The sequence below is a fragment of the Methyloglobulus sp. genome (assembly GCF_040079455.1).
Lineage (GTDB): Bacteria > Pseudomonadota > Gammaproteobacteria > Methylococcales > Methylomonadaceae > Methyloglobulus.
Genome location: NZ_JBEBKJ010000005.1, coordinates 43,162 through 63,932 on the forward strand (window position 1 = coordinate 43,162; position 20,771 = coordinate 63,932).

The window sequence follows — 20,771 nt, forward strand, 5'->3', positions numbered from 1 at the left end:
GCTCTTTTACCCCCAAAACTCGTTGGTGTCGTAGCCCTTGCCTGCATTCGGCTTTTTGGGCATCGGTCAATATGAATTTAATCCACAGGCCTAATCCATAACAAAGCGCGTGAACCTTACAAATCCAACTTTGGAATGACTGGGAGAAGGAGCTAATTCGCTTAACTTAACGGCATTGAATTCTCGTCTAAAGCGGCGTTTTCAACTGCGAACCACTATCAGCCGGTTTTGAATCCGGATCTTTTTTCGGTGAGTCGTCAATGTCATCAAAACCAAACAGCCCTTTTATTTTCTGCCACATGGTTCTTTCAATGTCCCGTTTAGGGACATCTACTGTCGTTTCATCGGAAGGTTTAATGACAGATGTTGCACTGGGTTTAAAGTCACCTTGAACTCCAGAAACCAAGCCATCTTGATTAAACAGCACGGAAACTTTTTTTTGCTGACGGTCTTCGCCGCTGGGTTGGTTGGAATACAAGTAATCCCAGCGTTTTTGGTGGAACGTGTCCACTAGCATCGGCGATCCCAAAATGTACAAGACTTGCCGTTCTGTCATGCTAGGACGAAGCTGATCTATCATCGCTTGGTCAACGATATTGCCTTGCTGGATGGGGATGGTATACACGCCCGGCAAGTTGTTAAGTATGTACGAACAAGAGGCTAGCAAAAAGCTACTCAACAGTACAATACAGAAAAAAACGCTTCTCATAAGTCTAGCGGGAAAGAATCAAAAACCAGAATCATACAGGATGTCAACCGATTATCCTATAATACAGTCATGCGCTAATGGGTAAAAAAAGGCTACAATGTGCGTCAATTTTCTAAAACCGATGCCCCAGAACGTTTAACGGGAGCTTAACTGGAGATAACTGTGGAAACTCATGATCTACGAAATGCTGGTCTGAAAGTGACTTTGCCCAGGGTCAAGATTCTGCAAATATTGGAAAATCAAGCGACTGACCGCCATCTAACCGCCGAACAAGTCTACAAGATTTTGTTGAGTGAAGACGAAGAAATAGGCTTGGCGACGGTTTACCGAGTGCTAACCCAGTTTGAGGCGGCGGGTCTGGTTACCCGACATCACTTTGAAGGCGGCAACTCGGTATTCGAACTATCTGACGGCGACCATCACGACCATATCCTGTGCATAAAATGCGGGAAAGTCGATGAATTTGCTGATGATGTTATCGAAACCCGCCAAAAAGAAATTGCTAAACGCTTAGGCTATGAGTTAACTGCTCATGGGCTTTACTTGTACGGTTTTTGCTCGCAATGCAGGAAATCCTGATTCTCCCTTTAACCAAAATCCTTCATGTTTAAACCACTTATTTTTTATATCGGCCTGCGTTATACGCGGGCAAAACGCCGCACCCAATTTATTTCCTTTATCACCTTAACCTCAGTCATGGGCATAGCGTTGGGTGTTACCGCGCTAATAACCGTGCTTTCAGTAATGAACGGTTTTGAAGCGGAGTTACGACAACGTATTCTTGGCATGACCGCCCACGCAACCTTGACGGGTAAATACGGACAGTTGGAAAACTGGTCTGCGGCGGAAAATCGCATCAAAAACACCCCGCATGTGCAAGGCTCAGCACCCTTTATTACTGGGCAGGTGATGATTAATGCTGATCGTCGGGTTAGCGGCTCGATGCTTAATGGCGTTATGCCGGACTACGAACCCAGAGTTTCTGAGGTCGGCGATCACATGGAAGAAGGTAAGCTCACCGATTTGGTGCCGGGCGAATATGGCATTATCTTGGGTTCGGAGCTTGCTAAATATCTGGGTACTTTCATGGGCGAGAAGATAACTATCATTAGCCCACAAGTCAATTCCACCCCAGCCGGCGTAGTACCAAGGATGCGGCGGTTTACCGTGGTGGGGATTTTTAAAGTTGGCATGAATGAGTATGACCGTAATATGGCGCTAATCCATATCGACGATGCCGCCAAATTGTTCAGATTAGAAAACGCAGTTTCCGGCTTGCGTATAAAGCTCGATGATGTTTTTAACGCCCCCAAAGTTACCCAAAGCCTGGGTTCAGAATTATCTGACGAGTATCTGGTCAGCGACTGGACAACAGCACATGAAAACTTCTTCAAGGCGGTCAGAACAGAAAAGATGGTGATGTTTATTATATTGATGCTAATCGTCATGGTGGCAGCGTTCAACATTGTCTCTACCTTAGTGATGGTGGTCACCGACAAACGCGGAGACATTGCCATCCTTAAAACCCAGGGACTGACTTCGGGTTCGATAATGGGCATTTTTATAGTTCTAGGCACCATTATTGGGGTCATCGGGACAGTTTTAGGGACGGTTGGCGGCGTACTTCTGGCACTTAATGCAAGCACTATCGTTAGTGCTATAGAGAAATTTTTTAAAGTCCATTTTATGCCTGGAGATATTTATCTTATCAGTGAATTACCTTCCAAATTAATATGGTCAGATGTCTACTTGATAGCGGCAATGGCATTTGTGTTGTCCCTTTTGGCTACTATTTATCCAGCTTGGCAAGCGTCCAAAATCAACCCTGCGGAAGTCCTTAGATATGAGTAATTCCACCATGCTGCAGTGCCAGGGACTTACCATGCGTTACAACCAGGGTGGGCTGGATGTTGAGGTATTGAAAGGCGTTAATTTAAACATAGGTATCGGTGAACGTGTCGCCATTATGGGTGCATCGGGTTCCGGCAAAAGCACCTTACTGCACTTATTGGGCGGCTTAGAGAAGCCCACTAGCGGCAAAGTGATCTTGAATGGCACTGACCTGAATGATGTCAGCGGTGCTAAACTCGCTAAGCTAAGGAATAGTTCTTTAGGGTTTATCTACCAGTTTCATCATCTTTTGGGTGAATTTACCGTGCTGGAAAATGTCGCCATGCCCTTACTAATCGCAGGGCAGTCAGTTGCGGAGGCGCGACACGATGCCACGCGCTTATTGCAAAGGGTGGGCTTAGGCCATCGTGTCGAGCATAAGCCCGGCGAAATATCCGGCGGCGAACGGCAACGGGCGGCGGTTGCTAGGGCATTAATCAATAAACCGAGCGTGGTGTTGGCCGACGAGCCTACAGGCAATCTCGATAGCAAAACCGCCGAGGATGTCTTTCAACTCATGTTGGAATTGAATCAGGAGCTTAATGTCAGCTTTTTGATCGTCACCCACGACCACGAATTGGCCGGAAAAATGGGCAGGGTATTACACATGGAAGATGGGGTTATTGTTTGACCTTGTCTATTTTTTGGTGTTATTCAGCAGTAATTGTTTGGACGTTTTGCTCTTAGCCATAGGTATCTACACAAGTATATGACCCTTAGCAGGACGGGCATATTGCCCCTGTCTGTATCCATTCCTGCAAAGCGCAGGCGTTTTTTGAATTATTAGAGATCCCCAATAATGTGTATTATTTGAGAAAAGTTAATGCCTTGCCGAGCCGGTATAGCCGTTAAGTAAGGTTTGTGATGTCTGTTGCCTTTCTTTCCACAAGTAATCATATCCCTGAGTCCCTGCCTAATTCAAAAAACCAGCTCCCTATTCGTCTTCTGCTTCGGTTTCAACGTCAAATTGGAACAAGTTTTTTAAGTAACGGTATAGCAACCGTGATGATTTAGGCGGAGCGTTGGTTTCAGTTTCTTTTTTAATGTTCCGTAATAGTTGCCTGATTTGTTGTAAGTCCGCAGTCGGTTGTTCGTCGAATAACGCCGTTATGGCTTCTTTGCCTTCATGGATCAACCGGTCACGCCATTGTTCGGTAATATGATGCTCTCGGACGGAGTGGGCACTCTTGTTAAGTATGCGGTCTAGTTTTTCCTGCACGGGATCTACGTCGAGTTTATGGAGCTGGCCTGCAATATATTTCAGTAAGCGTTTGCGTGCGCCTTTGTGCGGCATGTCGCCCACTTCGCTGATTGCCTTACGGATATTTTCGGGCAATTCCAAACCATTTAATTGCGCTGGCGATAATTTTGATAGCGTTTCGCCTAGCGCGAAAAGTTCTGCGATTTCTTTTTTTATCTGCGTTTTGTTGGGACGGACGGCGTAGTATTCGACATCTTCGCCAGTCTCTTCATAAGCATCGTATTCGTTCATCACGGTTTGACCATTGCGATAAGAAATAGTACAAACAAAACAACCAGCACTAATGGGATGAGCAGTCCAGGCCAGTCGGATTTGGCGGTTTTGCTTTTTTCCATGGCGGCTTTAATGCCGGGTTTCATCCAGAAAATCATTAGTAAAGCCAGTGCACCTAATAATAGGTTTTCCCAGGTTGATAAGGGTTCCATCGATCTCTCAAAAAAATAACGCTTACTTTATCACAGACTGAGCGGCTATTTTGTACGGGTTTTAGCAGTGGTTGATTTGCGGTTCGCGCTCATGCTGTATTGTGTAATAATGCCGCTCCATTTTCTCGAGGATACTTTCATACCATGTGGTTTAAAAATCTTAGCCCTTTTCGTTTAACAGAACCTTTTACTTTAAATGCCGATGAACTGGCGGAAAAGCTCGAAACCCTGCGTTTTCGACCTTGTGGCGCACATGAAGAATCCAGTTTTGGTTGGACTGCGCCTTTAGGTAAGGCGGAGCAATCGCTTGTCCATGCAGCAAACGGCTATATGATGCTGTGCGTCAAAAAAGAAGAGCGGGTATTGCCTACAGCAGTCGTTAACGAAATGATTCAGGAGAAAGCGGCTGAGGCGGAAGAACAACAAGGTCGTAAGCTATCGAAAAAAGAACGGACTCAGCTTAAGGATGAGCTTATTTTTGATTTGTTGCCACGGGCATTTACGTTTTCGCGGAAAAGTTATGCTTATATTGATCCTAAAGGCGGCTGGCTGGTGGTTGATGCGGCTTCGGCAAAAAGTGCTGAGGATTTACTGAGCTTATTGCGTAAATCGCTGGGATCATTGCCTGCTGTACTGATTAATACCGTTAACAATCCGGTTACGATCATGACGCAATGGCTGGTCACCCAGCAAACCCCTAGCGATATTGTGGTTGAGGATGAGTGTGAACTGCGGTCGCCAGGTGAGGAGGGCAGTATTATTCGCTGTAAGAATCACGATTTGTCGTTGCCAGAAATCCAAAATCATCTGGATTCGGGCAAAGAAGTGATTAAATTGGCACTGAGTTGGGCGGATCGTTTGTCTTTTGTTATCGACAAGAGTTTTTCCATTAAACGCTTACGGTTTCTGGATTTAGTCCAAGATCAATTGGAAGACATAGAGGTTGATGGCGAAGACATGCGTTTCGACGTGGATTTCTCTATCATGACCGCAGAGTTGGGCTTGTTTCTGCCGCGTTTGCTTGAGTTATTTGGCGGTGAAGCCAAGTCCTCATAAGGCTTACATAAAAAAGCCCAGTGGCATGAACCACTGGGCTTTTTTGTCTTACGTAGAGCAATAAATGATGCTTATTTCATCATTGATTTTTTGAACATATTGTCCAATTTGCTGTTGGTATCTTGTGCATATTGGGCAGCACGTTCAGCAGCAGCTTTTGCATCAGTTGCGGCAGCTTGTGCGCTTGCTGCATCGGAAGATGCTTGAGTAACAGATGTTTTCAAACCATCAATCTGTGTTTGCAGATTTTCGATGTCTGAGTTGGTAGCACAGCCAACAACTAAGCTAGCCGCCAGAGCAATCATTGAGATTTTAACTAATTTCTTCATGTTTATATTCCTTATTTCAAAGTTGTTGCTACAAAAAAAATGTATAGCCGATGAAATTCTAGCATCGTTTTTAATATTTTCCAGTATTATTTTATTTTTACTAGGGTTCCCGTATTAAGCCACTGGCTTAAACGATCAATCTGATTATTCGTCAACGCGATACATCCGTGAGTCCAATTCATCGATTTATGTATTTTTTCACTGGCGTTCCCTAATCCGTGGATGCCAATTCGACCACCCAATGGTGTATTTTGGGGGGGGACTTGATTGTAGCGGTGTGCAGCTATTATGTTGCCGTAAGTGAATTGATCAATAAGACCGCTACGGAGCGCATGCTCAGCATCCTGTATTGATGGGTAATTAAGGCCAAAAAATCGGTGAAATGAGCTTTTTTCACCTACCCAGCCAATTTTGTACTCACCGTAAGGCGTTATATTGTCGCCGCGATGGTTTTTTTGCCCTGCGCCTGATTGGCCTATCGCAATGCCTTCAATGATATCAATGGTTTTTTCGCCATTTTTTACTTCAATTTTGAGTGCATTGGTATCAACTAACAACCAAATACCGTCATAAGCAGAGGCATTTAATGCACAAAAACTGCAAATTAAAAATAAAATGATTCGTAACATATCGTAAGGTCTACACGGGATGAGAAAATTAGTGTACTTTACCTAAACAGTTTAATTACCGCACAGGATCAAGCATGCAAGTCGAAACCGTCGCCACTCAGTCTTTTAACGACCAAAACCCAGGAACTTCTGGACTGCGAAAAAAAGTGAAAGTTTTTCAACAACCTGGTTATTTGGAAAACTTTGTCCAAGCTATTTTTGATTCGCTGGAGGATTTTTCCGGTAAAACCTTGGTCTTGGGTGGTGATGGTCGCTATTTTAACCGAACTGCTATCCAACGTATTATTAAAATCGCGGCTGCCAACGGTTTCGGTAACTTAATTATAGGGCAGGGCGGCTTATTATCAACCCCAGCCGCATCAAATATTATTAGGAAATACAAGGCATTTGGCGGCTTGGTGTTATCTGCCAGTCACAATCCTGGTGGTCCTGATGAAGATTTTGGCATCAAGTACAATACTGAAAACGGTGGGCCAGCTTCCGAAAAGCACACCGATGCTTTCTTTAAGCGCAGCCAAGTCATTGATGGTTATAAAATAGCTGTTATGGATGATGTCGATTTAGACCAGATTGGTACGCAGCAATTGGATGGGATTGCCATCACCATTATTGATCCCGTCAGCGATTATGCCGAATTGATGCAATCCCTGTTTGATTTCCCCTTGCTTAAACAAAGCATTAGCAGCGGTGATATCACCCTGCTATTTGATGCTATGTCCGCGATTACAGGCCCTTATGCCAAGCGGATTTTGGTCGAATTGTTGGGAGCAAGCCCAGAATCCGTCATCAATGGCGAACCACTGGAAGATTTTGGCGGACACCATCCCGACCCTAACCTTGCCCATGCCCACGAGTTGGCGGAAACCATGTTCGGCGACACTGCACCGACGTTTGGTGCGGCCTCGGATGGCGATGGCGACCGTAACATGATTACTGGACGACAAATATTCGTGACTCCCAGCGACAGCTTGGCAATCATGGCGGCAAACGCGCAGTTGATACCCGCATATTCCAAAGGTTTGGCAGGTGTTGCCCGCTCCATGCCGACCAGCCAAGCGGTGGATCGTGTCGCCGCCAAATATAATATCCCTTATTTTGAGACCCCCACCGGCTGGAAGTTTTTCGGCAATCTGCTGGATGCAGGCAAGATCACCTTATGCGGCGAGGAAAGTTTTGGCACCGGTTCCGACCATGTGCGCGAGAAAGACGGTGTCTGGGCGGTTTTGTTCTGGTTGAATTTGATCGCCGTAAAGCGCCAGTCCGTTGCTGAAATTGTCCACGACCATTGGAAAATATTCGGACGTGATATTTATTGCCGCCATGATTATGAGGCTGTTGATTCAACCCTTGCCAAGGAAATTGTGGAGCATTTACGTAGCCAATTGCCGACCTTACCAGGGCAAATTTTCGGCGAATATGAAGTTAAATTTGCCGATGAGTTCAGCTATACCGACCCCGTAGATGGCAGTGTTAGCAGTAATCAAGGCGTACGTATTGGTTTTGTTAACGGTTCGCGGATGGTATTTCGTTTGTCTGGTACAGGGACAGTTGGTGCGACCTTAAGAATCTATCTGGAACGCTTTGAGCCCGATGCCACAAAGCATAATCAAGATGCACAAGTTGCCTTGGCGGATTTAATTGTTTTAGCTGAACAGTTTTGTGAAGTTAAAAAACGGACGGGGCGGACTGAGCCGGATGTTATCACTTAAGCAATACAGTTTCGGAGTATCCATTAAAAACGGGTCACCTTTAATTTATGGAGATTTAACTTAATTATTTGGTTTCAACTTTTTCCAGAATGCCCTAGATAAGGGCAGATTGAATGGCCGATTCACTACTTTGGTTCGCTTTTTCGAAATGTGATAGGTTGGTGATAATTGGGCGAGATGCGGGAAGGCGCGACTGCTGAGGGTTGGCGGCAAATCAAGTGGCGCAGCCAAGTTTGGCATGTTTAATGCTACTTTAATTGTGTCGGACACATGTCCGGCACAATCATTGTCCACAGTTAATTAGGAGAACGTTATGATTTCTATAGTCGTCTTCACAATAATGATGGTTCTGTTTTTGCTCGATTGGGAACATGTCGATAAAGAACATAAACCACGTTAATGCTGGAAAATGTCAATATCAACGTTAAACAAAGCAGGACGGAGGCAACTTCGTCCTGCACGATTTGATTCGGTAAGAACGCAGCTCTCCGTTAATGGATTAAAGTGGTCTTCGACCCCAAGTTACGCTATCTAAATGATTATTTGGATAATTCAGTACTGGAAAGCATAAGTGCTTCAGTTCTGGCTTGTAGCTTTTTAATCTTTGCTCAGCTCAACTTTTGGAATTTCGGATTCAATATTATGGGCTATGCCATGCAATGAACAAATCAGCAAAACCCCGGCGGCAATCAATGCGATTTGTTGCAAGGAGGTTTTCATGTCGGTTTTTTTGTGTAGGGAAGGGATTAAATCGGCGACGGCGATGTAGATAAAACTTGAAGCCGCCAGTGCCAGGAAGTACGGCAAGCTGTCGTGCAGGTCTTCTAAGCTGTAATAAGCCAGAATTCCGCCAAGCACAGTGGTTAGGCTGGCGAGGACGTTGTAAAACAGCGCTTTGCTTTTGGAATAGCCGCTGTGTAGTAAAATCGCAAAATCGCCGACTTCTTGCGGTATTTCGTGGGTAGCTACCGCCAAGCTAGTGACGATGCCCAGTTTAACATCAGTCAAAAATGCAGCGGCAATCAACACGCCATCCACAAAGTTATGGATGCCGTCGCCGAGGATAATCAACGTGCCTGCGGATTTATCGAAACCATGGTTGTGCCCGTGATGGTCGTGATCGTGGTTATGCTCGATTTCAAGCGCGTCATCGCCGTGCGCTTCGCAGGTTTCAACGTGGCAATGCCGCCAGATCAGCAGTTTTTCCAACACAAAAAAACCGAGGATTCCGGCTAAAATCGTGCCAGACAGGGTTTGGAATTGTTCGGGTTTAACGTGTTCAAAAGCTTCCGGAATCAGCCCCCAAAATGCTACGGATAATAATGCACCGATAGCAAAGCTGATGCCGTGGGGTATCACTCGATTGCGTTGTTCATCAGGTAGCAACAGGAATACGCCTGCCGCAAGTACACTAAGTACTCCGCCTACGGCAGTAAAGATGATGATTAATAACAATAAATTCAAGCTCAATCTCTCCAGATTAATGTTGCCATACGCCCTGTGTCCTTATCCCGGCGGTAGGAATAAAATCGTTCTTGGTCGGTAACGGTGCAAAAATCACCGCCGTAAATCTTACTTATACCTAACGCAGCCAAGTTAATGCGTGCGAGTTGATAGATGTCGGCTAACCATTTACCTTGGTTTTTCTGTTTAAAAGCAGAAGCATACTCAGCCGATTTTGCTACATAAGCGGCACGTACTTCATCGCCAACTTCAAAGCTGTCAGGGCCAATTGCTGGGCCTAACCAAACCAGCACATCTCGACTTTGTAAGGCTGCGATTGTATTGTCGATTACTCCATCCAACAGACCGCGCCACCCGGCATGAATTGCCGCTATTTCACTGCCATCGGCAGCACAAACCAACAGAGGTAGACAGTCCGCCGTCATCACTACACAAACCACGTTCGGCTGGTTGGTATAACTGGCATCCGCTTGCGGTAGTGTTTCTGTTCTGGTTGCTTTAACGGCAAGGTTACTATGGATTTGGTTCAACCAGACGGGTTCGGAAGGCAAGTCCAATAGCGTTTTTATGATATGCCTATTTTGGCTAACCAGTTCGGGACTATCGCCGACATGGGTAGCGGGATTTAAGCTAGCATAGTCGTCTTGGCTGACACCACCAGTACGTAAGGTCGTTGCCGCATGGATATTGGCAGGTGCTGGCCAATCCGGTTGCAGCCAGTGCTTATTAAGTCCTTCGACAAGGCTCTCCTGAGCGTAGCCGAAGGACTCATGACGAACGGTAAAGGGTTGATTCCGTTCGTGGTGAGCTTGCACCATAGGCACTTCCGTTGGTAGTCGAACCATGAATGGAATCAACTTGTTCAGAGATTCCTTAAGGTTCATTTTCTGCCAAGGCTTTAATCAACCTAACCATATCGTCAGGTAAGGGCTGTTCCCATTCGCAATATTCATCCGTCACCGGATGTTGCAAGCCCAATTTTGCTGCATGTAAGGCTTGGCGCTTAAAACTGCGGAGTTCTTTCTCTAATTCAGCGCCGCAATTAGGCGGCATTTGAAAACGTCCACCGTAAACCGGATCGCCCAACAACGGATAGCGGATATGCGCCATGTGTACCCGAATTTGATGGGTGCGCCCCGTTTCCAACATCATTTGTACCAATGTGTGATGAGCATAGCGTTGGACGACGCGGTAGTGGGTGACGGCAAACTTGCCGGACTCCCTTACCGTATAGCGTTTGCGGTCGGTAGGATGCCGTCCTATCGGCTCATCGACCGTGCCACCGGCAGTCATGCGGCCTCGTGACACCGCCAGATATTCTCGGGTAATTTCGCGCTCTTGCAGTTGTTGCGTCAGGCTGTTATGAGCTTGCAAGGTTTTGGCGACCATTAGTAAACCGCTGGTTTCCTTATCAATTCTGTGGACGATGCCCGCCCTAGGTAAGGTTTCCAGGCTTGCGTCGTGGTTAAGCAAGGCGTTCAACAAAGTTCCATTCCAATTGCCAATCGCCGGATGCACAACTAATCCGGCGGGCTTGTTGACGATTAATAAGCTGTCATCCTCAAAGATAATATCTAGCGGAATAGGTTCTGGCGTAGATTCGATAATGACTTCGGCTTCGGCATCGAGTGTGATTTCTTCCCCGCCATCCAGTTTAGCTTTAGGGCTAAGCAAGATTGCATCATTAACTTCGACCCGCCCAGATTTAATCCAGGTTTGCAATTTACTGCGGGAATAATCTGAAAACAGTTCGGCAAGTACCTGATCCAGGCGCATTCCTGCCAGTTCATAAGGCACTGTTTCTATAAATTTTGCCATAACACTACTTCTGATTAGTTCAACGATACGTTATACTCGCTTGTAAACAGTCGTTTCCAACCCTGAGAACGTGTGGCGAGTAAACCCAACATCATACAACGTGTCGTTAGTCCTATGCGATTATTTTCGTTTAAATTATTAGTTATTCTGTCTTTAGTTGTATCAATACAAGGCTGTACTGCCCTAAAGAGTTTGTATTCTGGCGATTCAGATTCCAGTAAAAATGAATGTGCGGATTGGAAAGATTATGAATCCAAAGATGACGAGGATGATTGCGTCGATTGGGATGCCAACAAATTTCGCAGTCAGGCAAAAAAAGCTGTCGATGGTGGCAATTACGAGAAGGCCATCAAAGTTTATGAAGCATTAGAAGCACGCTTTCCCTTTGGTCCAGATTCGTCGCAGACCCAATTGGATATTGCTTACGCGTATTACAAAAATTCCGACCCTGAATCCGCTATTGCTGCGGCAGATCGGTTTATCAAAATGAATCCGCGCAATCCTAATGTCGATTACGCCTATTACCTAAAAGGTTTGGTCAATTACAACCGCGATATTGGTTTCACCCAACGTTTTATACCCACCGATGCGTCGCAACGCGATCCAGGCAATGCCCGTAACGCCTACGATATTTTTGCTGAATTGGTTCGAAAGTATCCAGACAGCAAGTATGCGCCGGATTCGCGTAAACGAATGGTTGCGCTAAAAAACAATCTTGCCATGCATGAAGTTCATGTCGCCAGATACTATATGAAGCGTAAGGCATATGTTGCCGCTGCCAACCGAGCTTCTTATGTGGTTGAAAAATATCAGCGCACCACCGCCGTACCTTATGCCCTGCAAGTGATGCAGGAAGCTTACGCTAAGTTGGATATGCCGGAACAAGCCAAAGATGCGGAAAACGTCTACAAGCTCAATTTCCCCAACGGCCCACCTGTGCCTGAATACGAAAATGCGACGGTGTCTCATAAGGTCTGGGATTTTATTGGGCTTGAGAAATAATCTTTCTTATCTTTCGAGAATAATTCGCAGATTTCGTTTTTCAACTCAGTTACTCGGACGATTGAAATAACAGAGTTAAACGGTTTGTCATAAAGCATCTTCTTTATCATCATCTGCAGTCAAATCTGAAATCTCTTTTAGCCTTGAGATAGCTTTGAAATTGATGCTGTTTTCTGGATAGCTGCCTTCATCATCTAAGGTTCCGACGGTTTTGCCCGTTAATAACTCCAGCGTTTCGTCAACAGTTGCTACCGCATAAATTGAAAATAACCCTTGCGCAACGGCATCTATAACTTCTTGTTTTAACATCAGGTTGCGTTTGTTGGCGGCGGGAATGATAACCGCATGGTCGCCGCTAAGGCCTCTTGCCTGGCATAAGCGGAAAAAGCCTTCAATTTTTTCGTTAACCCCGCCAATTGCTTGCACCTCACCGTATTGATTTATTGAACCCGTCACCGCGAAAGTCTGCTTGATCGGGGTGCGGGTTAGTGCGGAGATAAGACAACACAGCTCCGCCAAGGATGCGCTATCACCGTCTATGTGTCCATAAGACTGTTCGATGGCGATGCTGGCGGAGATCGCTAAGGGGAATTGCTGTGCGTAGCAATGGCCGAGGTAGCCGGTCAATATCATCACACCTTTTGAATGGATGGCTTGACCAAGTTCCGCTTCGCGCTCAATATCGACAATGCCCCTGGAGCCAGGATATACGGTCGTAGTAATTCGTGCAGGTGCACCAAAACTGCTCCCGCCTATTTCAAGCACGGTCAACCCGTTGATTTTTCCTACCGCCGCGCCCTCGGTGTCGATAAGGATTGTGCCGTCAAGCATTTCTTCCAGCACCATCTGTGAAATTCTGCCGTTGCGGTGTTCCCTAGCCGCCAAAGCCTGTTCGATATGCACTTTATCAATTTGATCATCGTTGCTTTGGCGGCTGAATAGTTGCGCTTCAGAGATGATATCGAGTGAATCGTTGATGTGGGCGGAAAGTTGATGCTGATGTTCTGACTGCCGGCAACTGTGTTCGATGAGCCGTTGTATAGCCGCTTTCGTCAACGGTTTAGTGCCTGAATCCAGCGCGTGTTTCATCATGAGGGCAGCAAACTGCTGGGTGGATTCATTACTGAGCGGGATATAACTATCAAAGTCGGCGAGGACTTTGAAGATCTCATTAAACTCGCTATCCAATTCTTCAAGTAGATAATAAATATCCCGCGAGCCGACCAGGATAAGCTTGATATCTAAAGGTATATTCTGGGGTTTTAAGGTGACAGTGTTGACTCCTAGATCAGAATAAGGCGATTCGATTTCAATACGACCCGATTGCAGGGCACGTTTTATACCTTCCCATACAAACGGGTAAGTCAGTAATTTTTCCGCATCGAGTATGAGGTAACCACCATTGGCCTTATGTAAGGAACCTGGGCAAATCCGTCGGTAATTTGTGATTAATGCGCCTTGGTCGCTAACGTATTCAATACGTCCAAATAGGTTTTGGTAGGTTGGGTGCGGTTCATAAATAACGGGTGCGCCGCTATTATGTTCGTGATCGACTAAATTGTTAGGCGCATAAAGCTCGATCAACACAGACCGTTTGGTGGCGTTATTGCTGGGTTCCAGTGCGCGAGTCGGTGCCAGATAGTCGGTAATCGTGTTATTCAGATTTTTTTTGATTTCTGACAGGTAATGATAGGCCCCATCCATACCCTGATATTTTTCTTCAAGAGCTGTAAATAGGGGCGTGATGCCCAGTTGAACGGTTTCATAATCGAGTTGTTTGGTTTTTTCCACCATATTCCTCCGCCATTGGGGAAGATCCAAAAGCACATTACTAAGATATTCCTCAAGTTCTTCAACATGTTGATGAAAAGCATCCCGTTCAGATTGGGGTAATTCCGCGAATTGGTCTTCATCCAGGGACTTATTGTTTTTGAATGGCGCAAAAGTAATGGCTTCGTTTTCTCGAAACAGCGCTACGTGAATTTTTCTAGCCCGTTTCTCCACTAAGTCAATCGCAGAATTATATGATTGGTTAAAAGACCGTTCGATGGCCGATTTCTTTTGCTGATAACTGGGGCTTTCAAACGCGGCAGGGAAGGTAAGCAGGACATTGTCGATCAAGTTTTCGATGTCATTGCTGAATTGTGCGCCTTGTCCTGCCGATACCTTGATAGCGAGCGGCTCTCTCGGATTGGCAAAGTTATCAACGTAAGCATAAGAAGCTGGAGTTGGTAGATTTCGAGACAGTTGATTCAAATGGCTGGTAATCATGGATAAACGGCCTAAGCCAGGTTCTCCCATAACGAAGACGTTATAACCCGGATTGGTCATGGCAATGCCAAATTCCAGTGCGGATTGCGCTCTGGGCTGGCCTAAGATAGTTTTTTGTAGTGTTGATACGGCATCTAATTCAAAATCCGCTATAGCTATAGTTAATTTTAAGGATTCAGGTTGGAGTTTTAAGGTTTCTGGCATGAGGCAGGGAAGGTGGCTTACATAAAGCGTGGAATTCTAACATTGTTCTGGGCAAACACCGATTGGCTAGGCTTAGAACTGATTTTGTGGCGAGGATGTGAGCGGTGGTTACAACGTTTCGATATTGTTGTATGATAAATCCCGCGCTACCCAAAACGGCTGTTTCTTTTGGTGGTTTTATTGTTTTCAATTAAGGGGAACTCTAAAAACCCCCTTTCCCTTTGGGAGAGGGCTAGGAAGAGGGTTGTAAATGCTTGATTTTAAATCCCTCATCCCAACCTTCTCCCAGAGGGACAAGGAGTTTGTTGAATTTTTAGAGATCCTTTTAAGAAATCACTGCCAGAATGTGTTGTAAACGTAGCCTAGGTTTTTATGTACACTTTTTTAGTCAGTTCATCCATATACAGATAAATACTATGCGTAAATTAAAATTAATCATTCTTTTTTTAGTAAGTTTCTCGTTGGTTCCCTTGATTGTCGGCTGCGCTGGCGGTAAAACCTATGAAAGCACCGGTGAACACTTCGATGATTCTATTATTACCACCAAAGTCAAAGCATCCATTGTGGGAGACTCTAAGCTTAAGGTACTGCAAATCGGTGTTGAAACCTTCAGGGGGGTTGTGCAACTGAGTGGTTTTGTCAATTCTAACGAAGCGGCAACTAGAGCTGTCGATTTAGCTCGGAGAGTCAAAGGTGTTAAGCAAGTTAATAACAGCCTGATCGTAAAGTAACTTGGTTTCCACGTTGCTTTGAATTATAAGCTGACTATTAAGTCGTACCAGTTGTTTGTCATTATAGGGTTTTTTAAATCTCCTCACCCTAACCTTCTTTCGACATATCGTTCACTGCCCCCTCGTTATCAAGCCACATGGATGTGGAAAATGCAGTAATTCCACCCACTACCTTCAGCCATATGCATCCAGCGGGCGAGGGAACGAGAATGTCAGTATTTGTACGGTGGACCAGTCAGCTAGAGTGCTTGTTGGTCTTTTGGATGAGTCTCACTGTTATCCAGTGAGAAGTCACCAGCCATCAATGCAGGAATTTCATTGCCGGAAACGGGGCGGCTGAATAGGTAGCCCTGCATGATACGACAACCTAACCCCAGCATGACGGATGCTTGTTCTCTGGTTTCTACACCTTCGGCAACCAGGGTGAAGTTCAAGGCGTTAGCCAAGCCTATAATAGTGCCGAGCAGTAAAGGCGTATGCGGGTTGCTCAACAAATCTTCGATAAACATTTTATCAATTTTTAAACCATCAAGAGGTAGTTGTTTTAACGAAGCCAAGCTAGAAAATCCGCTACCAAAATCGTCTATCGCTATTTTCACGCCAAGTGACCTCAGTTGATTGAAAATTTCTACACGGCCTAAAGCTTGCAATCCGTTTTCTGAGATTTCCAATAGCAGGAATTCGGCAGGAACTTGGGTTTCTTCCAACAATTCCTTAATCGTATCCAGGAAGGTTGGATCTTGAAAGTAAGCGGATGAAATATTTACACCGACCTGAATGTAAGGTAGGCCAGCGCGATGCCATTCGGCAATCTGTTCACAGGCCGTTTTAAGCGCCCAACGCCCCATTTGCGATATTAAACCCAGTTGTTCGGTAAGGGCAATGAAGTCGCTTGGCGAGATGATCCCTTTTTCAGGGTGTTGCCATCGAGCTAAAGCCTCAACACCAATAATTTTTCCGGTAACCAGCGATATTTGCGGTTGATAGAACAAAACGAATTGCTCATTTGCCGAAGCTTCACGTAACATAAACTCTTCTTTCTGGCGCTCTTCTATCTGGCTCGACATCTGTGAAGAATAGAAAATGCAACGTTGTTTACCCGTCTGTTTAGCCAAATACATTGCAGTATCGGCTGCTTTCAATAATTCTGGTTCGCTCGTGCCATCTTTTGGAAATAAAGCGATTCCTATGCTTGCACTGGGTTTGATCTGTTGATTGTCCAGCATTAACGGCAGATTGATTTTTTGTAGACAGCGTTTGGCGACTTCTGCAACACTAACTTCATCGGTAATGTTATTGAGGATGACGCAAAATTCATCGCCACCCAAACGGACGATAAAGTCTACTTCCCGTGCCACGAGTTTAAGTCGTTGGGCAATTTCCTGAAGAAGCTGGTCGCCAAAATGATGGCCAAAATGGTCATTGATGCCTTTAAAGCCATCCAAATCAATAAACATAAAGGCAAACTGAGTTTTGCGTTGTGTCGCAGACTTTATGATGTCTTCCATGCGCTCTTGGTAATAAGAACGGTTTGCCAAGCCGGTGAGGTGGTCGAAGTAGGCTAACCGATGAATTTGCTTTTCAGTTTGTTTCTTATGGGAAATATCTTGGACGATGCCGGTGATAAATAGAATATGCTTATTGCTTAAAGCTTCAATTTCCTGTTGCACTTCAATAACTTCTGATGGAGTGATGTTGATCCTGTATTCGATGTGTTGAATGGCTTTGCTATGGGCGGCGGCGGTAATGACATCTTTGACGAAATCGCGGTCTTTAGGATGAACCAGTTGAATAAAGCCAGCGAGTGAACCGTCAAATGTATTCAAATCAATACTGCATAATTGCGCTAGTTGATCAGAAATAGTGAATTTATCGCGCTGTGTGTCCCAAGTCCAATAACCCAAGCGGGCAATGCGTTGGGCTGCAGTCAATTGAAGTTTGCTGTCCCTGAGTTCGGCCGTGACTTGTCCTGCGCGCAAGCCAAAATTCACACGTTGAACGAGAATTGGGTAGTTAATAGGTTTGGCAATAAAATCGGTAGCACCTGCATCAAATGCCTTATTGATGGAATTCAGATCATCCATGCCCGTCGCCATAATAATAGGGATGTCAGTCAAGGCCGGATCTTGTTTTAATAACCGACAGGTTTCAAAACCGTCAATATCAGGCATATTGGCATCGACCAGGATAAGGTCTGGCAACTGTTTTTTGATTTGTTTTAAGCCTTCAGAGCCACTCGCCACGGCATCGACAATAAATGACGCAGTACGTAATATAGAGCTGGTAATCAAACGAAATCCGGGGTCATCATCAATAAGGAGAATTCTGTTCCGGGGTTGACTTTTTTGTAGTTCTACAGCCTCTATTTCATCGAAGTTTGCAACAGAAGAAGTGGATATTTCTTTGTGTAAAGCCGCTATTACCGCAGGCAAGTCATCCGTCATAGTCCCTATAATTGCGTCCGCACCGTCCGTATGGCCTTGTCTGCCAATCGTTTCCAGTAGTGCGGCATTTTTGGCCATTGCTTGTGCGCCCAGATTGCCACAGGAAGATTTAAAATTATGGGCAATGTTGGCCACGCTCGTCGCATTGTTATTTTTTACCGCTTCATTTAGCTGGGCAATTTCTTTAGGCGCAGAGTCCAGAAACATCTCTATGGCCTTATCCAGCAAGTTTTCGCCGCTGGAGGTAGTCAAAGTACGTAAATTTTCAAGCGCAGCTTGGTTAAGCATCACCCCAGGATTCTGTTCTTCTGCATCTGCAGTTGGGCTGTCAGATTTTTTTGTTGAAGTTTTATGCCCCGCAGGCAACCACTTTTCTAGTACCTCTTGCAATTGCTTTCGGGAATAAGGCTTGCTGAGATAATCATCCATTCCAGCAGCAGTGCATTGTTCAACAACGCCTTTTTGGACATCGGCGGTTAAGGCAACAATAGGGGTGCGCTCAAGATTATCAGCGTGTTCTTTTTGTCTTATTTTGTTGGTGGCTTCAAACCCATCCATTCCAGGCATGTGACAATCCATGAGAATGAGATCAAAATCGGTATTGGCTGATATTTGCACGGCTTCCAAGCCATTTTGCGCGACCTGTACGTTGCAGCCGATGATTTGAAGAATGCCTTTTGCAACCTCCTGATTAATCAAATTATCTTCCGCTAATAGTATATTTCCCTGTAACTGGAATTCATCTTCATTGGCACTTGTTTCGGAGGAAATGACTGATTTGTTACCTGCTGGATCAAAAACATCCAATAATGTACATAACAAGCTTTTCTGGATGACGGGTTTGTTTAAAAAATAGCGAATCCCGTATTGAGTGTATTGACTGGCATCAATGGGTGCATGGGTTGATCCTAATATAATTACCGACAGTGCTGGAATACGAGGTTCCGTATGTATCGCAAGTGCCGTAGTAAGGCCATCCATGCCTGGCATCTGGTAATCTAATAATACACATTGATAAGGGTTGCTGAGCCTTGCTGCTTCAATTAATGCCTTAAGTGCTGATTCCCCATTTTCTACACAATGACACAGAATTCCCCAGTGTGAAAGCTGGTCGTAAAGAATAGCGCGATTCGTTTCATTATCATCAACAACCAGAACTAGCTGATTTTGTAAGGTGTTGACATCCGCATTGTGGCTGGCCGATTCAGGCAAAAAATCGATATTAAGACTAAAAAAGAAGCTAGAGCCACTGCCTACTTGGCTTTTTACTTCAAGTTTCCCACCCATTAGAGCGACTAATTTTTTGGAAATAGCCAGACCCAAACCAGTGCCTCCGTAGGAACGGGTGGTCGAGTTGTCAGCTTGAGTAAAGCTGTCGAATATCTGAGCTTGTTGATCGGGAGGTATGCCTGAACCGGTATCGATGACTTCAAACAGCAAGCTTCTACCGTGTTCATTTTCTAAAGCATTGAGCCAACTAACTTTTAGTTCAATTTGACCTTGTTCGGTGAACTTTATGGCATTGCCCAGTAGATTAACCAAAACCTGTCTGAGCCTTTCCTCATCAGCTATGACTTTACCGTTCAGATCGTGTGGCAGGTTTAAAATTAACTCAAGATTTTCCCGCTCAACCTGGGTTGATAGCATTTCCGCCGTTTCTTCAAGAAGTTGGCGAAGCTCAAATTCCTTGGACATCAGTTGAAATTTTCCAGATTCAATTTTGGAAAAGTCGAGAATGTTATTGATGATTCCGAGCAGGGATTTTCCTGAACGAAACGCGGTTTCTGCAAGCTGTTGCTGGCGAGAACCCAGTTCGGAGTTAAGCAATAGTTCAGTCATACCGAGAACGCCGTTCATCGGTGTGCGGATTTCATGGCTCATGGTTGCCAGAAATTCACTTTTAGCTATGCTAGCGGCTTCTGCTTTGCGTGCCAGCGCGAAAGCTTCATTAGTCTTTTGTTGTAAGTCAAAAGTCCGCTGGAGGACTTCTTCTTCCAGATTTTCACGATGCGTCAAAACCTGCACGTGGTAGAGCGCTAAATCGCCGGACATTTTATTAAATGACTCGGCTAGTTCAGAAATCTCATCGTTTTTTGACGAAACCGTCAATTCTTTGCCAAAATCACCTCTAGCGATGGCATGTGTGGCTGAAACCAATTTTTTAATGGGTTGGGTGATGCGCCGTGTTTGCCAAATCGTCAATAATATACCCAGGATGATCGTAAACGGGGCAATCAACAAGGTGTCTAAGATGAATTTTTTGGTATTTTTATAAATACTGTTCTGACTGATGCCCAGTTGAACGTAACCGATTATTTCGGGAACATGTGATTTTGGCCGTCCCGTTGCGGTAAAGTCCTGATCCAGGCTGTTACCCAGCATTCCAGCCTTCATATGAATAGGGGTGACGATATTGATGTAATTGTTACCTTTAGAATCAATGTATTCGGTGGTCTGAACGCTGCTTGCAAGAAAGTCGCTTTCAGCTAACTCGGGTAGCGTTGGCAAGTGATATTGATTTCTTTCAGTTAACGTTTCACCTTCATTGTTATAAACCAGGATATAAGCGATATCCTTGTTGTCCTCCAGGCTTTGCAGGGACTGTCCGATAGCTTCCTGGTTTTCCGTATAGATGCCATAAACAATGTTTTTGGACAGCATATTGGCGATTTCCTCGCCACGTTCGGTAAAACTTCTGAATGCGCTGTTTTGATGTTGCCAAATAATAAAACCGCCGGTGAGCACAGCCGTCAGTATAATCAGGAAAATAGTCAGTATATTAAATTTTGAAGCAAGTGATCTCAAACGATTGATCTCATCAGTGGTTAT

The 20,771-nt window shown here is 45.0% G+C and carries 17 protein-coding genes; 7 read left to right on the forward strand and 10 right to left on the reverse strand.

Translation table 11 applies throughout. The annotated features are described in order from the left end of the window. Positions 1 to 187: 187 nt before the first annotated feature. A complete protein-coding gene (gene bamE, locus ABL924_RS02365) occupies positions 188 to 625 on the reverse strand; it encodes an outer membrane protein assembly factor BamE (RefSeq protein WP_349025457.1) in 438 nt (145 codons plus the stop codon). A gap of 246 nt (positions 626 to 871) precedes the next feature. Here bamE and fur point away from each other — a divergent pair, with 246 nt between their 5' ends. Genes fur through lolD form a run of 3 tightly spaced genes read left to right on the forward strand, consistent with a single transcriptional unit; the run spans position 872 to position 3,230 of the window. Next, the gene (gene fur / locus ABL924_RS02370) at positions 872 to 1,288 is read left to right on the forward strand and encodes a ferric iron uptake transcriptional regulator (RefSeq protein ID WP_349025458.1); all 417 of its coding nucleotides are present in this window, start codon (positions 872 to 874) and stop codon (positions 1,286 to 1,288) included. Positions 1,289 to 1,312: 24 nt separating this feature from the next. Beyond that, positions 1,313 to 2,560, forward strand: coding sequence for a lipoprotein-releasing ABC transporter permease subunit (locus ABL924_RS02375; RefSeq protein WP_349025459.1), 1,248 nt, complete (start codon positions 1,313 to 1,315; stop codon positions 2,558 to 2,560). Then, complete coding sequence (lolD, locus tag ABL924_RS02380) at positions 2,553 to 3,230, forward strand: lipoprotein-releasing ABC transporter ATP-binding protein LolD (RefSeq protein WP_349025460.1); 678 nt, start codon at positions 2,553 to 2,555, stop codon at positions 3,228 to 3,230. Before ABL924_RS02375 ends, lolD begins: the two co-directional genes overlap by 8 nt. A 303-nt stretch (positions 3,231 to 3,533) precedes the next feature. Here the strand turns inward: lolD and yjgA are convergent, their stop codons facing one another. Both yjgA and ABL924_RS02390 read right to left on the reverse strand, forming a co-directional pair. Beyond that, positions 3,534 to 4,091, reverse strand: a complete 558-nt coding sequence (gene yjgA / locus ABL924_RS02385) for a ribosome biogenesis factor YjgA (RefSeq protein ID WP_349025461.1) — start codon at positions 4,089 to 4,091, stop codon at positions 3,534 to 3,536. Next, positions 4,091 to 4,285 carry a hypothetical protein gene (locus ABL924_RS02390; RefSeq protein WP_349025462.1) on the reverse strand — a complete coding sequence of 65 codons (195 nt, stop codon included), beginning with the start codon at positions 4,283 to 4,285 and terminating at the stop codon, positions 4,091 to 4,093. Before ABL924_RS02390 ends, yjgA begins: the two co-directional genes overlap by 1 nt. Before the next feature lie 144 nt (positions 4,286 to 4,429). Here ABL924_RS02390 and rdgC point away from each other — a divergent pair, with 144 nt between their 5' ends. Beyond that, positions 4,430 to 5,341, forward strand: coding sequence for a recombination-associated protein RdgC (gene rdgC / locus ABL924_RS02395; protein ID WP_349025463.1), 912 nt, complete (start codon positions 4,430 to 4,432; stop codon positions 5,339 to 5,341). 71 nt (positions 5,342 to 5,412) lie between these two features. Here the strand turns inward: rdgC and ABL924_RS02400 are convergent, their stop codons facing one another. Beyond that, positions 5,413 to 5,670, reverse strand: a complete 258-nt coding sequence (locus ABL924_RS02400; protein ID WP_349025464.1) for an Lpp/OprI family alanine-zipper lipoprotein — start codon at positions 5,668 to 5,670, stop codon at positions 5,413 to 5,415. Between the two features lie 86 nt (positions 5,671 to 5,756). Continuing rightward, entirely contained in the window at positions 5,757 to 6,299 is a 543-nt protein-coding gene (locus ABL924_RS02405; RefSeq protein WP_349025465.1) for a L,D-transpeptidase, read from the reverse strand. A 74-nt stretch (positions 6,300 to 6,373) separates the two neighbouring features. Between ABL924_RS02405 and ABL924_RS02410 the strand changes: the two genes are divergently transcribed. After that, positions 6,374 to 8,008 carry an alpha-D-glucose phosphate-specific phosphoglucomutase gene (locus ABL924_RS02410; protein ID WP_349025466.1) on the forward strand — a complete coding sequence of 545 codons (1,635 nt, stop codon included), beginning with the start codon at positions 6,374 to 6,376 and terminating at the stop codon, positions 8,006 to 8,008. Positions 8,009 to 8,605: 597 nt separating this feature from the next. Here ABL924_RS02410 and ABL924_RS02415 read toward each other — a convergent pair. The 3 genes from ABL924_RS02415 to rluD are packed head-to-tail and all read right to left on the reverse strand — an operon-like array spanning position 8,606 to position 11,290. Then, complete coding sequence (locus tag ABL924_RS02415) at positions 8,606 to 9,472, reverse strand: ZIP family metal transporter (RefSeq protein WP_349025467.1); 867 nt, start codon at positions 9,470 to 9,472, stop codon at positions 8,606 to 8,608. A 2-nt stretch (positions 9,473 to 9,474) separates the two neighbouring features. Continuing rightward, on the reverse strand, positions 9,475 to 10,317 hold the full coding sequence (pgeF, locus tag ABL924_RS02420) for a peptidoglycan editing factor PgeF (RefSeq protein WP_349025468.1): 843 nt from the start codon (positions 10,315 to 10,317) through the stop codon (positions 9,475 to 9,477). Between the two features lie 28 nt (positions 10,318 to 10,345). Continuing rightward, positions 10,346 to 11,290, reverse strand: a complete 945-nt coding sequence (rluD, locus tag ABL924_RS02425; protein WP_349025469.1) for a 23S rRNA pseudouridine(1911/1915/1917) synthase RluD — start codon at positions 11,288 to 11,290, stop codon at positions 10,346 to 10,348. Positions 11,291 to 11,404: 114 nt separating this feature from the next. Here rluD and ABL924_RS02430 point away from each other — a divergent pair, with 114 nt between their 5' ends. Next, positions 11,405 to 12,292, forward strand: coding sequence for an outer membrane protein assembly factor BamD (locus ABL924_RS02430; RefSeq protein ID WP_349025486.1), 888 nt, complete (start codon positions 11,405 to 11,407; stop codon positions 12,290 to 12,292). An 87-nt stretch (positions 12,293 to 12,379) separates the two neighbouring features. Here ABL924_RS02430 and ABL924_RS02435 read toward each other — a convergent pair whose 3' ends face one another. Next, positions 12,380 to 14,767, reverse strand: a complete 2,388-nt coding sequence (locus tag ABL924_RS02435; RefSeq protein ID WP_349025470.1) for an ATP-binding protein — start codon at positions 14,765 to 14,767, stop codon at positions 12,380 to 12,382. A 416-nt stretch (positions 14,768 to 15,183) separates the two neighbouring features. On the opposite strand from ABL924_RS02435, the gene ABL924_RS02440 reads away from it, so the two are divergent. Further along, on the forward strand, positions 15,184 to 15,498 hold the full coding sequence (locus ABL924_RS02440; RefSeq protein WP_349025471.1) for a BON domain-containing protein: 315 nt from the start codon (positions 15,184 to 15,186) through the stop codon (positions 15,496 to 15,498). 239 nt (positions 15,499 to 15,737) lie between these two features. On the opposite strand, the gene ABL924_RS02445 is transcribed toward ABL924_RS02440, so the two are convergent. Then, a complete protein-coding gene (locus tag ABL924_RS02445; RefSeq protein ID WP_349025472.1) occupies positions 15,738 to 20,747 on the reverse strand; it encodes an EAL domain-containing protein in 5,010 nt (1,669 codons plus the stop codon). Positions 20,748 to 20,771: the final 24 nt, after the last annotated feature.

Coding starts and splice junctions, on each gene's coding strand:
- ABL924_RS02390 (WP_349025462.1), bottom strand. CDS start 4,285: ATGGAACCCTTATCAACCTGGGAAAACCTATTATTAGGTGCACTGGCT.
- ABL924_RS02375 (WP_349025459.1), top strand. CDS start 1,313: ATGTTTAAACCACTTATTTTTTATATCGGCCTGCGTTATACGCGGGCA.
- rluD (WP_349025469.1), bottom strand. CDS start 11,290: ATGGCAAAATTTATAGAAACAGTGCCTTATGAACTGGCAGGAATGCGC.
- pgeF (WP_349025468.1), bottom strand. CDS start 10,317: ATGGTTCGACTACCAACGGAAGTGCCTATGGTGCAAGCTCACCACGAA.
- lolD (WP_349025460.1), top strand. CDS start 2,553: ATGAGTAATTCCACCATGCTGCAGTGCCAGGGACTTACCATGCGTTAC.
- ABL924_RS02410 (WP_349025466.1), top strand. CDS start 6,374: ATGCAAGTCGAAACCGTCGCCACTCAGTCTTTTAACGACCAAAACCCA.
- ABL924_RS02430 (WP_349025486.1), top strand. CDS start 11,405: ATGCGATTATTTTCGTTTAAATTATTAGTTATTCTGTCTTTAGTTGTA.
- yjgA (WP_349025461.1), bottom strand. CDS start 4,091: ATGAACGAATACGATGCTTATGAAGAGACTGGCGAAGATGTCGAATAC.
- ABL924_RS02440 (WP_349025471.1), top strand. CDS start 15,184: ATGCGTAAATTAAAATTAATCATTCTTTTTTTAGTAAGTTTCTCGTTG.
- rdgC (WP_349025463.1), top strand. CDS start 4,430: ATGTGGTTTAAAAATCTTAGCCCTTTTCGTTTAACAGAACCTTTTACT.
- ABL924_RS02435 (WP_349025470.1), bottom strand. CDS start 14,767: ATGCCAGAAACCTTAAAACTCCAACCTGAATCCTTAAAATTAACTATA.
- ABL924_RS02405 (WP_349025465.1), bottom strand. CDS start 6,299: ATGTTACGAATCATTTTATTTTTAATTTGCAGTTTTTGTGCATTAAAT.
- ABL924_RS02400 (WP_349025464.1), bottom strand. CDS start 5,670: ATGAAGAAATTAGTTAAAATCTCAATGATTGCTCTGGCGGCTAGCTTA.